Raw genomic sequence first — 14583 nt, forward strand, 5'->3', positions numbered from 1 at the left:
TTACGCTGCCGTAGTGAATAGTGCAGCAAAGTAAGATGTGTCGTATTCCAGTACAAAATCAATAGCTTGTGCAGGAGATGGGGGTGTCACATAAACGTGGAATTTCATTTTCCCGTCCATCAGATCTGAGACAGGGTTTTCAGATGCATTAAATTCCACACGTCCGCCCAAAATGTACCCCGCAGCAGCCAGGCCGTTCGTCCAGAAATTTGCTGCATCTGTGATGGATTCAATCAGGCGTTTATCAATGGAACCGTCAAGATATTTCCAATAAGTCAGCGTGAGTGTATTACTAATCCAATCGAACATCCTGCGAACCGGAATGAACGACGACTGCGGGTCTTTTTGATCCGGGTACACACCCGTGCGATTACCCCAAAGCACAAATCCGCCGACAAAATTTAATGCAGTGACAATACCATTTGCATTCAGGTATTGTGCTTGCTGTGGTCCAAGAGCAATTGCCCTAGTATCCGTTTTTGTTCCGTCAATTTTAGCTGATTTATTAGACGGCGAGACCGATGGAACCCCGCCGTTATTAACGTCTGTTTGTACAATTACCGCAGCAGCCACAGTGGAAGAATGATAAGTGCGCTCATCATACGTGAAAAGTGGATACGTATTTATCTGGCGCGGGTCATTGTAAGCATTCGTTTTTTTCCATGCAGGCGTATCTGTGTATACAAGCTCGCTCGATAGATCAGTAATTGCCTGTGCTTTGAAGTGTCCACCGTTGAGGCTAGCTGCCTTTTCAGTCATTACTGCTGCAACGGTTGGATTCTGTGAAAATCCCGGTGCAACGATCAAAGCAGGGACGATTCTAAATAGTGGGAATATCTGGTCAAGCAGTTCCAGCCCAGTAGCCTCGCCAGTAGCCTCCACAACACCGCCTATAATGTCCGCTGCTGTCACTTTGCTGCGGTCCAGTTTAGAGTATGCTATTTTAACCGTGCTATTGGCTGTCAGAACGCCGGAAGCAATACGGGATACTACGAGATTGCCAGAGGTATTAAAACTCAAGCTGTAGTCCGTCCCGGCTGTGTAAGTGGTCGCTCCGTCGTTAGATGTGAGCTCCACAGACGATTTAATAATTCCTTGCACCGCTACAGTTACCACACCATCAGTCAATGTGAAGCTGGATGCGGCTACCGCTGTATTATGTTTAGTTGGGTCAAGGACGTTCACGAACGCGACTGGCGACAGCTTCGCTATCTTGAAGAAGTAATGCGAGAATTCACATAGCGTGTAGCTTCCCCAGTCCTCCGAGTACCCAAAAGCAGAAACAACATCGTCCCAGCTTTCGCATAGGATCGGCTTATTTACTGGCACGCTCTCCAGAGTCGTCATATTGACAGGAGCCGTGCCGAACACGACTGGCAAAGTAATGTTGAGTGGCACAGGCGTAATGACTTCCGCTGGCTGCTCAGTGGTAAAAATACCGTGACGTTCTGCCAATTTAAATTCCTCCTTTTACTGCCGCAATGACAGCAGCGTAGGCAATTTGTAGTGCGCTTCCCGGAACGGATAAAGCTGCTTTTGACGTAGCCAGCTCGGCTACAGGAACAAAAAGCTGCCTTATTTCTGGTGCTTTCTCTGCCACATCATCCAAATATGTTGGGAATCCATCCCGAACAATAAGAGACTTTGCCAATCGCCCTCCGGGCAGGTTCGGTCCGATATATATAAGTTGCTTTGGCTCAGGAGCGGTCTTTGCTGCTTGAGCAACTTTTTCAGTCGCAGCAGTTGCACGCCGCGTTTTCAGATCCACAGCTTCCTGTTGTTCTTGCTCTTTATCCAAAATAAACATCCTCTCTGCTTACGCCTGGTATTTTCCACTTCATGTTGACGTAGCCAAAAAAATACGGAGCTAAGTCTTCTTCATCAAACAAGGAACAGGTCAGGGGAAAATCCAATTCAAACATCCGTTCTAAAATCGGATGAGTTAAAAATGCATGCCGAATACGTTGGAGAATGTTTTGAACCGTTCTTTCCCCCTGCATATCTAGCGACTCATCAAAAATCCCCACACTAAGAAGCATGGAACAAGACGACTGGACCTCATGCCCTTGATCCGTCGTCTCACCAAATCGAATAGTGATAAAAGGGAAGTGGTCGCGGTCGTCCTGCTCGTTCTTCGCTGGTAGGTTCTGAGCATAAATGTTTAGTGGAACCATTTCATATTGAGCATTCATGTATTCCGAATCAGCAAAAAGACGCTTTAGTTTAGCTACCAAAGCGTCTTGTAGTACAAAGGGTGTCATTATCCGCCCAACTCCCTATTTAATTCGTGTTCTAGTCGCTGTGCATATAAAACCCGGGCTTTTCTTTCAACTGACTCCCGTATTTGCACATTATTAAACATTTCCGGCGCAGGCGGTCCATATAATCGCTTAATCGGCAGCCTGCTTCTGCCTTCACGAATGAAGATTTTAACTCCATTTTTTTCAGCAACAAAAGCGCCTGGAACCTTCTTCATTCCACCCTTTTTCACAGCGACTTTTAGCACTTTTGGACGCTTACCAGTCGTTCGCCGGGGTGAAAATTTGTATTTATCCAGCCCTGTTCCCCGGCTACGGGAACGTATAGTAGCAGACAAGCTCCCTTTATCAGCTTTTTTTATTGAAAAAGTGCTGCCTAAGTCCCCGGCCTTGATAACATATTGCTCTCGAATCTCTTTGCTAGCGTTTGTCTTTGCGTTCTGAGCGACCCGATTAAGCGCCCGATACATAGCGACTTTCGTTTTCTTTTTGACTTCTTGAAGGTGCCGTTGTGCTTCTCTCAGAGCGGTGGTATCAATCTGGATCATGAGCCTTTACGCCCCAGCGTAACAGTTATCATATCTCCATCGTCTTGAAGATCCGCAACGGTATAGATACGACCATCAAACTTGATCTTGCTCTGCAGAACCGGAAGCCTACCAAAGTATAGGAAGAAGTCGGCACGCTGGGCATAAAACAAAAGATCGGCATCGTATACGCCATCTGTTGGATTCGAGGCGCTACTTTTCCGATCTCTCAGTTCATCATCATCAACAATAACCAACATTTTGACAGGCGGTTCAGGTGTGGCAGGCAGTCCGTTTTTCGGCGGACTCATAAAGGCGATTTCATGCCAGTTGGCAAATTCTTTTTCGTTCAGAAAAACGTCCTTTACATCCTTTTCAAGCTGATCCTTAAAACTGAACGGTTTTATCAATTCAGTTTGAATATCGCTCATGACGCGCCTCCTAACCCCTTATTCCGCAGGCTTGGCGGTATTCTTCTTGTCATCCTCTACCATTCCAAGATCAATCAGTCGTTGAATCGCCTCTTTGCCAATACTAACAGGGACCTCTTCACCAATTTTGTAATTCTTATCGTTGTGACGGATATTCCACGTTGCTATATATGTCATCTCTGTTTTCCTCCTTTTTAGTTAAGAACCTTAGCTACATACCATCCGTCCACATTTTGCGGAACGACGATAGGACGGGCCAACATTTGCAAGTAACGAGCTGCAGGTTCTTTAGTAGTCCATGATTGCGGCGTTACCTTTGCCTTGACATACTGGAACTGACCGTCATCCCCCATGATCAAGTTAGCTCCATAGTTAAACTCAAACGGTTTTCCGTCTGGCAGTAACGCAAGTGTTCCAGCAGGAATGTAATCCTGCTCTTTACCTTCTTCGTCGGTGTATGAATTGGTGTAGGACCAGATATGAATAGCAGCCTGACGCAAATAACCATGATATACAACGCCCTCTGGCAGAATGTCTTGGTTCAAATTACCGACATCAAGGGTTTCTTTTTCTGCTTTGATCATTGCAAGCAAAGTAGGATGACTAGTAATTGCAGATCCAACTTCAAAAGTGGTCAACACCCTACGCATGGTCAAGCCACTTTTTCGCATGACCTTCATTTTCTTCTCTGTGAGATAAGCAACAACATCAAAAGTTGGGTCCGAGAAGTCTTTTCCTGAAAGAACTTCCTTGTTGGTAAAATCCCAATCCAATTCCTGATTCACACCTTCACCGATTTGCGTTGTCTTGCCCGTAAACATGGTTTCGGACAACTGTTGAATCTTTCGGCGGTCGATTGTGCTTAACAATTCAGCCGTGTCTTCGATCAGGAGTTTCTGCGCCCGAACATCCGGAGAATCCGGGTTATACAAAGTCTCTCCAGCACGTCTTACTTTAAGATCGTTCCGAGTGATGACACGCATAGGTTTAACTAGCGCAGGCTTGTACTGTTTGGCTGTAAATCCAGTGCGCAGTACAACCTTACCTGGCATCAATTCATTGACATAAGGAGCCAGCGGACGGTGACCTTTTTTAGTCTGGATTTCAATTTCATCGGAGTCGAACGTTTCCCCTTCGGATGCGTATGTGTCCAGTAGGTAATAAGAATCCTGTGGAAATGATTCGACTACACGGAATAACTGCGGAAATGCGTAAATATCTTTTGCCATAATGTATTAATCCTCCCTATTTAACTACTCGTTTTGTGATAAGACCGATGTTGCGCATGGCGACTTCGTGTTTTGCAACTGTATCAGTGCCGCCGAACTTGAGAACATCACGATTAAACTCACCAGATGTGTAAGCCACGGCCCGAGCATCCTTGGTTGTAGCGTCGACCTCTTCGTCTGCCAAGATGCAGTATGGATTCTCAATACCGCCCGTCTTACTCGAATCTACTGGCACAGTGATGGGTGTTCCTGCGTAAAGATCTGTTTCAGCGAGTTGGCTTTCTCTGCCCAAGACAGTTCCCCGTTTAACCACTCCAGCCCCCGCTTTGACGATAATTGCAATGACTGTTTTCGGTTCGACTCCACCTGCGTACAGATTGTCATACGGCTGGCTTTCATAAGCTGGCATTATTTACGACCTCCCTTTTTGTTTTGAAGCTGTTTTGCATACTCAATCATGTTGTTTACGGCTTGTTCGTTTTCAGCGTCATCATTTGATGCACCGACAGTGATTACAGGCGCTTCCGGGGATACATTTTTCACACCGCTGTCGTCCGAATCTTGTTGGCGTTGCGTCCCCTCTTGGCCCACACGCGTAATTGATGCTTGAACGATTTTCATAGCCACATCACCGGCGGTTTCGCCATTTGTGATGGCATCTTTAATAAAAGGCTTGGCTCCAGGGGCACCCTCCATATTTGTCAGTGCGCTAATACGGCTGCGTTCGGCTGTAGTAGCCAGACTGACCACCTCGTTGTACAAGTCTGGGTGCTCGTTTTTCAGTTGGTTTAAATCCATTGGTTTGTTTTCTCCCTTCATTTGGCTTATCTGATTTTTTAGTCCCTCGAATGTGTCTCCGGCTTGCGGAGTACCGCCTTTATTTGTGTTAACAGCAGCTACAGGCTGTTTGGCTGTCGAAGCAAATTGCAGATTTGGGATGCTTTGCAAGGGGGTTATCCTTTCCAGTCCGCTGTCGCCAAGCGCTGGAGGCTGATTTGTGAATCCTCCGCTTTTAAGAAGCTCGTTGCGAACCTTGTTTATGACCGCCTCAGGCAAAACTCCGTCACTGCCGAGCATATCAAAAGCGCTGTTGGTAACTTCTGTGGCGCCTTCACTGAACATTATTTCGTCCGCAAATCCAAGTTCGACAGCCTTCTGAGCATTCATCCAAGTTGTAACGTTCATGAGATCCAGTAGTTCGTCCCTTGTCTTGCCTGTTCGGAGTGAATAAGCATTGGTGATTGCCTCGTCCGTGCTTTTCAGCAGGGCAGAAGAGCGGTCATGCGCATTCTTGTCGCCATCCGTACCCGTTGCAGCGTTGTGAATCATGATCTGCCCCGGCGGCGATATCTTGATAACGTCAGCGCCCATGAGCATTACCGAGGCAGCAGAAGCCGCTACACCCGTTACTTTCGCCGTGATCTTCCCGGGGTAATCTTTGAGTAAAGTGTAAATCTCAGCACCATCAAAGGCGGAACCGCCAAGAGAATTTACGTACAATTCGATCTCGTCTCCGTTTGCTGCATCAAGTTCCTTGGATATCATCCCTGGACTCACAGCCGGAATACCAAACCATTGATAAACCCATGCGTTTGCATCCCCGATTATCGGCCCGTTAGCCTTGATCTTCTTTGGCATTTGTGTTTTCACCCCCTTCCTCATCGTCGTTGTCTTCATCGCCCTCATCAGACGGTTCAGAAGGCGTAACCGGAGCTGGTGCAGTTCCTTCGGTCAGTCCCAGTTCCTTGAGTCGTGCTTTCTCATACGCACGCTGTTGAATGTTTTGTTCCCATGATCCGCCGTTTAGCTCGACCGTTTCCTTTGTGGCTGTACTTAAATTGTTCTCAATTCGGGTAACAGCCGCGCCTACTTCCTTGGTTGGATCAAGTAAACCTTGACTTGGACCATGCCATTCAGCCCGTGTGTAGGCAGCAAAAATAGCCGGGTCATCAAAGATGCCAGGCGCGTGTATCCTACCTTTGGTTACAGCCTCAACAAACCATTCTTCATAAATAGGCTGGCAAAGCGTTTTAGCCAGCCAGGAACGGCGCATGCGGTACATTTTCCAAGCTTCCAATAGTGCCCCCCGAGAAGCCGAGTACGAGCTAGTGAATTGCTTGATCAGTATCTCATACGGTAGCTCAAGAGCTGCTGCAATCTGTTTCAACAGTGCCCGAACGAAAGCTTCATAGTTCGGATTTGGTCTTGACGGGTCAGCAAATTGAACATCCTCTCCAGGGTCCAGATAAACGATAGCACCCCGACCCATCTTTATGTTGTCGCCACCAGTCCCGGGTATAGGTTCTTGATACTGATTGTCAGTTTCCGGTTCATTCATACCATACGGATCTTGCCCGTCATCTCCTGGAGTTTTTACAAACACGGTGTACATTGACGTGATGACTGCAGCCATCAATTCTGCCTCTGTATACTGGTTGAGCAGCTTTAAAGATTCGATAATAGGCGCAATAATTGGTATGCCCCGTCGTTGCCCTGGTCGTTCCGCTTCAAAAAGATGGATAACGTTCAATCGCCCTGTCTGTTTGCCATACTTCTCAACCCGGACCCAATCTCTTTCCCCGGTCAGATCAAACCTGCTACTTCCCGGATGTCGGTTGCTGAAATGGTAGGCAACCACCATACCGTCTGCATCAACCTCAACGCCAGATTGGACCCGATCCAAATCGTCCAATTGCACATTAAAAGGAGTATCACAACGGTCAGCTTCAACTAGGTTGATTCTGAGGTCATAAACCGCATGATCTCTTGGCAGCATTGGCAACAAAGCGAATACGTCCCCGCTCATAAGGGTTGATAAGAAAGCCAGGGCCTGCAATTCATAAAAATCATTGAGCCCTGCCGCATCGCATTTACTTGTTTCAGCCCACAATGCCCATTCCCTGTGTATACTCGCCCTCAAGTCTTCACTTTCCTGATCGCTAAGGTTTAGGAATTTGGAATCAAAGGCAGGGTTGAGGCGTAAGCCAGTACCCACGATGTTCGTTCGCAAACCCTTGTGAGCTGCTGCAACAACGTCAGATCCCATGTGCAAATCTCTTGCCCGTGCCCTAAGCTCGTTAATATTCTCATGAATATCTGCATCAGCGTCACCAACTGGCGTTTGCCACATGACCATAGACGATTTTGTACGGCTGGCTCCATGCCTGCCATATCCTTTACCGCCAAATGACTCTTTGTAGCTATTAATAACTGCCTGAGCTGCTTCGTGCCTTGCAACATCCAGGCGGGACGCCTCTCTTTTAGCCGCAATTCCCGGAGCCACAAAGTTTAGAGTCTTGTCCAGCCAGTTCATCGGTCAAACGGGGTGATTCCTCTCACTTTACTTCTCCGTTTCACTCCCGGATTCTCCAAATCGTCAACGATGCGACCATAATATCTCTTGCGTTCCAATACCACGTTCATGTCTGTCCGTGTCATCGACCGACCAGCGATGGTGTATGATTTTCCTGTAGCGAGTGCCGCCTCAGCGTCGCACCAAAGCTTGTACATCATTTGAGCCTCAGCTAAAGTCATTTTTGGCATATCCCCTGTTCACCTCCTTCACATAATTTACAAGCTGCTAGAAACATTCCTTTTCTTCTTCCGCTGTTGTGGCCTTACCGGACCAGTAACCACGCTTCCCGGCTCAGGTAACGGCAGGTCAAAGTTCGGATTCATCATTTCAATTGCTGCACGGTTATAAACAGCAAGGTCAAGGGCTTCATTCCGCGCCCTGGTCTGAACCCAAACGGTATAAGGAATCCCGTTTTTGTAGCGGGTGACCAATTGCTCTGCCGTCAACTGTTTGAAATAATCCTCGTCATATACGAACGGGTCCGGGTTATCTGGATTCGGAAGTGGAAACCGACATGACCCAGGCTTTCCAGGTTCAATTGTAAGCGACGAAAATACCTTAGCCTTACCTTCGGCTACCCCAAGCCGGATAACCGTAGCACGGTGGACGTTGTTGTCTGTGGTGCCGTTTAAAAGAGGTGTGTGTGTACCGTCGCCGCTGTCCTCACCTTTAATCGCATATATTCCGCGTGAGGCACGAGGCTTGCACCACTTGTACACCTCGCGAGTGAAGTGTCCCCCTGAGTCCATCAATGTTCGACGTATGCGAAACTTCCTGCCCGCTGCGTCCTGCCATGTCCGGGACAGAAATTCGTCTAGATCATCCCAAACGTCCTGCAATTTCAGGTCACCATATACCCGGTGATACTGTATTCTCCAGCTAGAATAATCTTTTCCCCAGCCAATGACGTCAATTTCGAACCGATTGTCCTGCGTGTCCACCGCCGCAGTGAGGAATTTCACACCCTCTGGAACCCGATGCATGTACATCTCACGGCGATTCAGGAGCAATTCATGTTCTACCTTCTCGCCTTCTTCCTCCCATGACTCCGCCATAACGGTGTTGAAGAAGGTCTTGAGAAGCGCTGGGCCGCCACGTTTGGCAGCCTTGAATTCATTGACAGCATCTTTCCATGTGTAATTTATCGTTGCTGCAAGGCTACTCAGCTTAAACCCGCGAGTTTTGGAGTGTTCCTTCCCAGCAACCCAAACCACTCGCTTGGCATAATCCTTTTTCCATTCATGTTCACCATGCAGCGCACCACAATGCTTGCACACATGATCGACCCGTGTACAAGCCCGCGTTTCTTCGTCGTAGTCGAAGTCGATCTGCCTCCATGTTAAGGGCTGCAGTTCATCACAGGACGGACAAGGGAAGTGTAATTCTTCCTGTGTGCTGTCCTCGTAAAGAGCCTCGATACGGGAAGCACCTTTGATGGTCGGAGTGGATACCCACACCATTTTTTTGTTGTAAAACGTCTTGGTTCTAGCTGTTACCAGTGATACAGGGTCACCTTCCTTGCCTGCCGATACCGGGAAACGGTCGATTTCATCCCCAATAACCACCCTGATCGGCTTGGAAGCCAAAGAAGCAGGCGAATTCGCGCCTGCGATGTTGATCCGTCCACCTGGAAATGTCTTATACAAAATGGTATTCCGGCTATCACGGCTCTTATCCTTGACCACCAGTGGTGATAATTGTGGAGAATCCCGGTACATCGGGGTCAAACGGTCATTAGAAAAGTCACGTGCAACCATCAAATCCGGCTGTATAACCATGATCGGAGCTGGGTCATGCCCAGTAAAATAACCAATCGTATTAAGCTGCAGGTCCGTTTTGCCAAGCTGTGAGGCCCACATGAGCACAACCGACTCAACATTTCTGTCAGATATAGCTTCCATGGGAACCCTTTGATAAGGTGCCCGCTCTGTTTTCCATGGACCAGGTTCAGCCGAAGCTTCTGGAGACAACACCCTGTGTCTGTCAGCCCATTCAGATACACTGATTGGCTCAGGAGGCGCGACAAGGCTTAAAGTGTCAGCAAGCAGGCGGAATGTCCTTTTACGTTGCGCATTCATGACTCATCATCTGCCATTGGGTCATACTTAGACAGCAGGTTTAGTGCCTCGTTTATGCGATCCTCCAACAAGATGCGAATTGCCTTTTCGTCGCTTAGATACGCCAGTTGATTTGCCAGTTTCGGAGGCAGGCCAGTTAATCTCTCGCGGAAATTCACCAGCAGTGTTCCCCATGCGTCTTGCACATCAGCGGTAGTGTGTAGATTCTTTCGCTTTTCCTCCAGTTCCAACGAGGCAATTTCCTTTTTAATCTGCTCATGCTGTGCCTTTTCGTCTGCAAAACTAATCTTGCCCTCCTCGGTTGCCCCAGTCACATGCCGGATGTATGCCTGGACGGTTGCAGCAAGCTCATATTTCCCCCGACTTACCTGCGTAAGCACACCGTCACGGGTTAATTGCCCGATCCATTGCTTGGTTTTGCCAACAATCGCCGCAAATTCACTGGTTCCGACAATGACCTCCGCCCTGTTCTCTCCTTTCCCCATAACTGACCACCTACTTTCCATTTATTCATCAAAATCCAAGCACGCTATCAGACGCATTTTAAGCCCCTTTTTAGCGACGCATTAATAGAAGGGATAAATTATACATACACAATATAAAAAGCCCTCAGCAGGGATCACACGCAGCCTGCGGGGCTAAAAAAGGAAAGCGTTTTTCGAATTCAAAATCTACGCGTTTTTCGGGCTCATGCGCACCCGTGTCTATTTTTAAGCTCCAGAAGGACCCAAATTTATTTTTTCTGGAGAAAAAGAAAGCTTTTAAGATTATTTTTCATAGAATCTTTCACGCGCGCCCCTCCTTCTTTTAATCTTTTAATCTTTTAATCTTTAAATCTTTAAATCTTTAAGACCTTGGTATAAAGGGTTAGGGCCAGCTTATGTTCATGTGCATCGAAGGAAGTGGTTGATGCACGAGTATTTTGACTGACTGTACATCCACCTTGTTGTCTTTAGCATACCGTTCCACCTTATCTGCTATCTCACGTTTTAATTGATCAAGGGGTATGTCATTCTTTAAATTAACATCCACTCTCAGTTCTCTGTTCTCCAATAGATTCATCTGTAAGTAGTAATTCTCTTCATGTTCCACAATCATCGTTATCATCCTTTCTCTTTGTTTATGTATGAACAACAAATACACCGTCCTTTTATGCATAATGCATAGAACGATGTATGTATCTATTAACTCTAAATGAGCTATATATTATATATATTATTATTCTTTTATTTCTTTTTTCTTTCTTAGGGGGGTAATTGTCCCCCACTAGAGGGGTATGATTGTCCCCCAAGAGATATGTTCAATGTGCATTTAGTGGTGGACGATTGTCCCCCAAGAGCTATAACTTAGTGGGGTATGATTGTCCACCACAAATATTCATTATTAATGTATATGGTGTATAAACATTCACCGCTTAATCATCTTTGGATTGAGTCGTGCTGTCGGCTTGCAGGGAGTACCATTCTTATCCCAGTAGGTTCCTCGTTCGCCTGGACAGTAGCCGCACCATCGACCCGGAGTCTTCTTGCCACAATAAGAACATTCAAACGTATCAACAGGTGGATATGATTCCATCAACCATTTGAACATTACGAATACTCTGGCGTGAGAGGTGGTGGTGAGTCATACACCACTTCAACCGTTTGATTCACCAATTCTACCGTACCTATTTGCACTCTATCAAAATTTAAAACAGCTTCCACAAGAGGTTTAGGGAAGCCATCCTCTACGAACAAATTTACAAAAGAGTCTTGTAAATGTCTGATAAAATTGCCCAATGCTCTCTTCCTACGCTTCCGTTTCCACACCTCAAATTGATATGTGGTCATTATTTCTCATCCTCCGTTATTAAGGTGCAATAATACCTGCAGTTCGTAGCTTACCAAGCAGAGAATTAAAGTCCGCGACCAGACCAGCCACATCCGTAGCGGCGCTATTGGCTTGTGCTGCTGCCTGCTTCACTGTACCGTTTGCTGTTGTCGTTGCTGCGCTGACTGGCGTTCCTGCTCCGATAGCTGAACGAGCTGCCGCCGCGTCTGCTACTGCCATGAGTTGCTTACCTAGTGCGGTCGCTCCTGAGATATCCGCAACTGCTGGAGCATAGTTACCTGCCTTAGCGTCACCAGCTCCAGAACCAACCTTTAGATTCGATGTGCCTGCGCCAATGGCTGTACGGGCCGCTGAGGCATCAGCAGCTTTGAGGACAGTCTTGCCAATGTCACTCGCGTCAGTAATGCTGTCAACTGTAACAGAACCACCGCCACCACCTGACAGTCCAGCCACAGGCAATGGATTATTCTTGCCCACAAGTGACAGCTCGCCGTTCTCTCCTTCAATGTAAATGCCCTTGCCTAAAAAGCTCTTATAACCATTCAATTTGCTCAACTCCGCTTCTATATTGTTTGGATTCGAGAGATACTGAAATGCTTTGTTCTTTTCAGTACCGATAATGCTCATTTCCTTCTTGGCTTCAACCAAGTTATTCACATCGACCACCAACTCCCGGATCTCCTCCACTTGCATGAGCGGTTCAAGAAACTCCGGTATGTCTCCGACAAAACTTCCATACTGAAATAACCCGCGCGATAGGATCGGCGGGCCAATGTAAATTAATATGCTCTCTTCTATTGTTAACACCTCCTTCCTGGTGGAATAAGGGCAAAGAAAAAAGCACCGGTTAGGGTGCTCATTCTACTACTTATCTTTAGAACATTCTTCACAAAATCCAGTCATCGCATTTTCATCTTCATAAATAGGTTTACCACATTCAGGGCAAGTCGATTCAATCTTTCTATTCAAAACTTCCGCCTCCCTCGCTATCAAATATTCGCTAAAAAGGGTTAGCACCGTAACATTAGAACCAAGGCTCAATATCTCTTACCCTAACATAGTTTATATTTTTGACATTGATCACAACATCATCATGAAATACCCAATCACTTTTAGAAGTAGTTAACTTTTCAACTAAATTCTTTGGATCATCTGTTTTCAGGGTCAGATAGTTATCTTTGTCAAAACAGACCATAACCTTCTTTTGATCACCCAAGTATATCACCTCCTTCGACACAACAATTCGACACATAGGAAGGATATTCCTTTTTGTGCGCCGAAAGTATTAGTTCAAAAGGAGGAGGATAAGACTTTTACTGATAAATCCAAAGATTATGTGTATTTTTCCATATAGGAAGAGATAGCTTTTTCCGCTTCTTTTATTTTATTTTTTTTGTTTATCTGCTCAATTCTTTCATCGAGTATCAATTCAATACCTATCTTAATTACGGGGAACATTTCTAAGCATTCTTCCTCACTCAATTCATGAATTCCTTTACTAAGAATTGAATACAGCCCTTTCGTATTGACGAGAAAAGTAGGTAAGTAATCTTTAAGAATTGATATTTTATCTTGCATACGAGATCGTATATATCTTTCTTCGTTCCAATTTGAGTCTTCAAAAACCGCTTCCTGATGAGCCTCTTCAATGAGTCTTTCAAAAATTCGTCTCAAGTACACAAATGACCCTATTCCAATTCCGTGAGAAGACAATCCTATTGCTCGATTAAATTCTTTGTAACCTTCTTTTCCAAGTAATTTGCGATAAATTTTTATAGAATTATTAGAAAGGTCAGCGGTTGAAGGGGTTTGTCCAATCTTAGTAATTTTCATGTTCATAATCTTATAAAAAAATACTATTCTATGTGAATACCTTGTACAACGAAATTCTTTGGTTACTATTTTCTCTTCTTCGAAATACAATTTCATTGCTTTGTCAGAAAAGTCCATATGTCTACTCATTTCACTCTTAAATGTGCTCTCTTTTTCGCATTCAGGACAATAACTATCAAACCCAACGTCGGTTTTCATAAAATCGTATACCATCTCATATGTTGCTTCTGATATATCAAAAGTATTGTACAATTCTGTATTAACTAGCTCGCCTGAATTTGTTAGAAGCATGACTTAACCTATCCCCTCGCTACTGTATGTAAATTTAACATTACTACTATTTTACATAAAGAGATCGAACTGAACAATATTTAAATAGCACCCTGCGGACTCGAACCGCACATTTCCTTTAGGCGCTGTAAAATCCCCGGATCAGCTCCGGGGATAAACACTATTGCAGCTCTTTGACTACCTTAGCAATATGAGACGGGATAGTAAAACCTTCGCTCTCGGTCAGGCTACCATCTGCATGCAGCTTGATAGCCAATTGGTCGTATTCACCCGTGCCTGTAGGGACAACAGGGTTGCCGTATGCGTGTGGACCAGCAAAGCTAACCACTCTACCAGTGGGGCTATATTTAAGGGCCTCAGCTTCGGTATTTACCACCTTAAAGATATTATCCGAACCAAGATATCCATATCCGCCATTACGTACTGCGCTTGCCTCTGTACTCATTACAAAACACTTCCTTTTCTATTATTTTTGCGCACAAAAAAGAGCAGCGCATCTACGCCACTCTCTGTGCGTATACTCCTTCTTGGATTCGAACCAAGGACCGCGGCTGTATAAGAACCGAACTCTAACCACTGAGTTAAAGGAGCATATAAGCCAGTTTATTTCGGCACTGGCAGCCGCCACGATCCTATCATTACCCGCTGTGGTCACGGTCAAGGAGACTCTAACGGCATGGCACCGCATGATAGGAGTAAAACCATAAAGTCATGAAAGTGATTATTATAGTAGCAGAAGCCCGGATTTGAA

Annotated in this window: 19 protein-coding genes and 1 tRNA gene; all 20 read right to left on the reverse strand. The window is 45.8% G+C overall.

What is annotated here, in order from left to right; genetic code table 11:
- Positions 1–1455 carry a phage tail sheath family protein gene (locus MKX30_RS24585; RefSeq protein WP_341063748.1) on the reverse strand — a complete coding sequence of 485 codons (1455 nt, stop codon included), beginning with the start codon at positions 1453–1455 and terminating at the stop codon, positions 1–3.
- Between the two features lies 1 nt (position 1456).
- Complete coding sequence (locus tag MKX30_RS24590; protein WP_341063749.1) at positions 1457–1798, reverse strand: hypothetical protein; 342 nt, start codon at positions 1796–1798, stop codon at positions 1457–1459.
- Positions 1791–2261 (reverse strand): hypothetical protein, encoded by a 471-nt coding sequence (locus MKX30_RS24595; RefSeq protein WP_341063750.1) that lies wholly within the window; start codon positions 2259–2261, stop codon positions 1791–1793. Before MKX30_RS24595 ends, MKX30_RS24590 begins: the two co-directional genes overlap by 8 nt.
- Positions 2261–2806 (reverse strand): phage tail protein, encoded by a 546-nt coding sequence (locus MKX30_RS24600; RefSeq protein WP_341063751.1) that lies wholly within the window; start codon positions 2804–2806, stop codon positions 2261–2263. Before MKX30_RS24600 ends, MKX30_RS24595 begins: the two co-directional genes overlap by 1 nt.
- The gene (locus tag MKX30_RS24605; protein WP_341063752.1) at positions 2803–3216 is read right to left on the reverse strand and encodes a hypothetical protein; all 414 of its coding nucleotides are present in this window, start codon (positions 3214–3216) and stop codon (positions 2803–2805) included. Before MKX30_RS24605 ends, MKX30_RS24600 begins: the two co-directional genes overlap by 4 nt.
- 18 nt (positions 3217–3234) lie before the next feature.
- Positions 3235–3393, reverse strand: coding sequence for a hypothetical protein (locus tag MKX30_RS24610; RefSeq protein WP_341063753.1), 159 nt, complete (start codon positions 3391–3393; stop codon positions 3235–3237).
- A gap of 17 nt (positions 3394–3410) precedes the next feature.
- Positions 3411–4445 carry a major capsid protein gene (locus MKX30_RS24615; protein WP_341063755.1) on the reverse strand — a complete coding sequence of 345 codons (1035 nt, stop codon included), beginning with the start codon at positions 4443–4445 and terminating at the stop codon, positions 3411–3413.
- A 16-nt stretch (positions 4446–4461) separates the two neighbouring features.
- Positions 4462–4854: a head decoration protein gene (locus MKX30_RS24620; RefSeq protein ID WP_341063756.1), complete on the reverse strand. Its 393-nt coding sequence runs from the start codon at positions 4852–4854 to the stop codon at positions 4462–4464.
- Positions 4854–6083, reverse strand: coding sequence for a head maturation protease, ClpP-related (locus MKX30_RS24625; RefSeq protein ID WP_341063757.1), 1230 nt, complete (start codon positions 6081–6083; stop codon positions 4854–4856). Before MKX30_RS24625 ends, MKX30_RS24620 begins: the two co-directional genes overlap by 1 nt.
- Positions 6061–7758, reverse strand: a complete 1698-nt coding sequence (locus MKX30_RS24630; RefSeq protein WP_341063758.1) for a phage portal protein — start codon at positions 7756–7758, stop codon at positions 6061–6063. Before MKX30_RS24630 ends, MKX30_RS24625 begins: the two co-directional genes overlap by 23 nt.
- Positions 7755–7988: a DUF6148 family protein gene (locus MKX30_RS24635; protein WP_322175121.1), complete on the reverse strand. Its 234-nt coding sequence runs from the start codon at positions 7986–7988 to the stop codon at positions 7755–7757. Before MKX30_RS24635 ends, MKX30_RS24630 begins: the two co-directional genes overlap by 4 nt.
- 27 nt (positions 7989–8015) lie before the next feature.
- Positions 8016–9878 carry a phage terminase large subunit family protein gene (locus MKX30_RS24640; protein WP_341063759.1) on the reverse strand — a complete coding sequence of 621 codons (1863 nt, stop codon included), beginning with the start codon at positions 9876–9878 and terminating at the stop codon, positions 8016–8018.
- On the reverse strand, positions 9875–10363 hold the full coding sequence (locus tag MKX30_RS24645; protein ID WP_341063760.1) for a hypothetical protein: 489 nt from the start codon (positions 10361–10363) through the stop codon (positions 9875–9877). Before MKX30_RS24645 ends, MKX30_RS24640 begins: the two co-directional genes overlap by 4 nt.
- A 382-nt stretch (positions 10364–10745) precedes the next feature.
- Complete coding sequence (locus tag MKX30_RS24650; RefSeq protein WP_445671567.1) at positions 10746–11036, reverse strand: DUF1493 family protein; 291 nt, start codon at positions 11034–11036, stop codon at positions 10746–10748.
- 431 nt (positions 11037–11467) lie between these two features.
- Complete coding sequence (locus MKX30_RS24655; protein ID WP_341063762.1) at positions 11468–11707, reverse strand: hypothetical protein; 240 nt, start codon at positions 11705–11707, stop codon at positions 11468–11470.
- A 19-nt stretch (positions 11708–11726) separates the two neighbouring features.
- The gene (locus MKX30_RS24660) at positions 11727–12515 is read right to left on the reverse strand and encodes a head fiber protein (protein WP_341063763.1); all 789 of its coding nucleotides are present in this window, start codon (positions 12513–12515) and stop codon (positions 11727–11729) included.
- Positions 12516–12732: 217 nt separating this feature from the next.
- Positions 12733–12924: a hypothetical protein gene (locus tag MKX30_RS24665; RefSeq protein WP_341063764.1), complete on the reverse strand. Its 192-nt coding sequence runs from the start codon at positions 12922–12924 to the stop codon at positions 12733–12735.
- Between the two features lie 116 nt (positions 12925–13040).
- Positions 13041–13832, reverse strand: coding sequence for a hypothetical protein (locus MKX30_RS24670; RefSeq protein ID WP_341063765.1), 792 nt, complete (start codon positions 13830–13832; stop codon positions 13041–13043).
- Between the two features lie 160 nt (positions 13833–13992).
- Positions 13993–14277: a hypothetical protein gene (locus MKX30_RS24675; RefSeq protein ID WP_341063767.1), complete on the reverse strand. Its 285-nt coding sequence runs from the start codon at positions 14275–14277 to the stop codon at positions 13993–13995.
- A gap of 73 nt (positions 14278–14350) precedes the next feature.
- Positions 14351–14423, reverse strand: a tRNA-Ile gene (locus MKX30_RS24680).
- Positions 14424–14583: the final 160 nt, after the last annotated feature.

This window comes from Paenibacillus sp. FSL P2-0173 (assembly GCF_038008045.1).
Taxonomy (GTDB): Bacteria; Bacillota; Bacilli; order Paenibacillales; family Paenibacillaceae; genus Paenibacillus; species Paenibacillus polymyxa_B.

Excerpts from the sequence above, each read along its gene's own strand:
- MKX30_RS24595 (WP_341063750.1), bottom strand. The coding sequence starts at position 2,261 with ATGACACCCTTTGTACTACAAGACGCTTTGGTAGCTAAACTAAAGCGT.
- MKX30_RS24600 (WP_341063751.1), bottom strand. The coding sequence starts at position 2,806 with ATGATCCAGATTGATACCACCGCTCTGAGAGAAGCACAACGGCACCTT.
- MKX30_RS24605 (WP_341063752.1), bottom strand. The coding sequence starts at position 3,216 with ATGAGCGATATTCAAACTGAATTGATAAAACCGTTCAGTTTTAAGGAT.
- MKX30_RS24610 (WP_341063753.1), bottom strand. The coding sequence starts at position 3,393 with ATGACATATATAGCAACGTGGAATATCCGTCACAACGATAAGAATTAC.
- MKX30_RS24615 (WP_341063755.1), bottom strand. The coding sequence starts at position 4,445 with ATGGCAAAAGATATTTACGCATTTCCGCAGTTATTCCGTGTAGTCGAA.
- MKX30_RS24620 (WP_341063756.1), bottom strand. The coding sequence starts at position 4,854 with ATGCCAGCTTATGAAAGCCAGCCGTATGACAATCTGTACGCAGGTGGA.
- MKX30_RS24625 (WP_341063757.1), bottom strand. The coding sequence starts at position 6,083 with ATGCCAAAGAAGATCAAGGCTAACGGGCCGATAATCGGGGATGCAAAC.
- MKX30_RS24630 (WP_341063758.1), bottom strand. The coding sequence starts at position 7,758 with ATGAACTGGCTGGACAAGACTCTAAACTTTGTGGCTCCGGGAATTGCG.
- MKX30_RS24635 (WP_322175121.1), bottom strand. The coding sequence starts at position 7,988 with ATGCCAAAAATGACTTTAGCTGAGGCTCAAATGATGTACAAGCTTTGG.
- MKX30_RS24640 (WP_341063759.1), bottom strand. The coding sequence starts at position 9,878 with ATGAATGCGCAACGTAAAAGGACATTCCGCCTGCTTGCTGACACTTTA.
- MKX30_RS24645 (WP_341063760.1), bottom strand. The coding sequence starts at position 10,363 with ATGGGGAAAGGAGAGAACAGGGCGGAGGTCATTGTCGGAACCAGTGAA.
- MKX30_RS24650 (WP_445671567.1), bottom strand. The coding sequence starts at position 11,036 with ATGCATAAAAGGACGGTGTATTTGTTGTTCATACATAAACAAAGAGAA.
- MKX30_RS24655 (WP_341063762.1), bottom strand. The coding sequence starts at position 11,707 with ATGACCACATATCAATTTGAGGTGTGGAAACGGAAGCGTAGGAAGAGA.
- MKX30_RS24670 (WP_341063765.1), bottom strand. The coding sequence starts at position 13,832 with ATGCTTCTAACAAATTCAGGCGAGCTAGTTAATACAGAATTGTACAAT.
- MKX30_RS24675 (WP_341063767.1), bottom strand. The coding sequence starts at position 14,277 with ATGAGTACAGAGGCAAGCGCAGTACGTAATGGCGGATATGGATATCTT.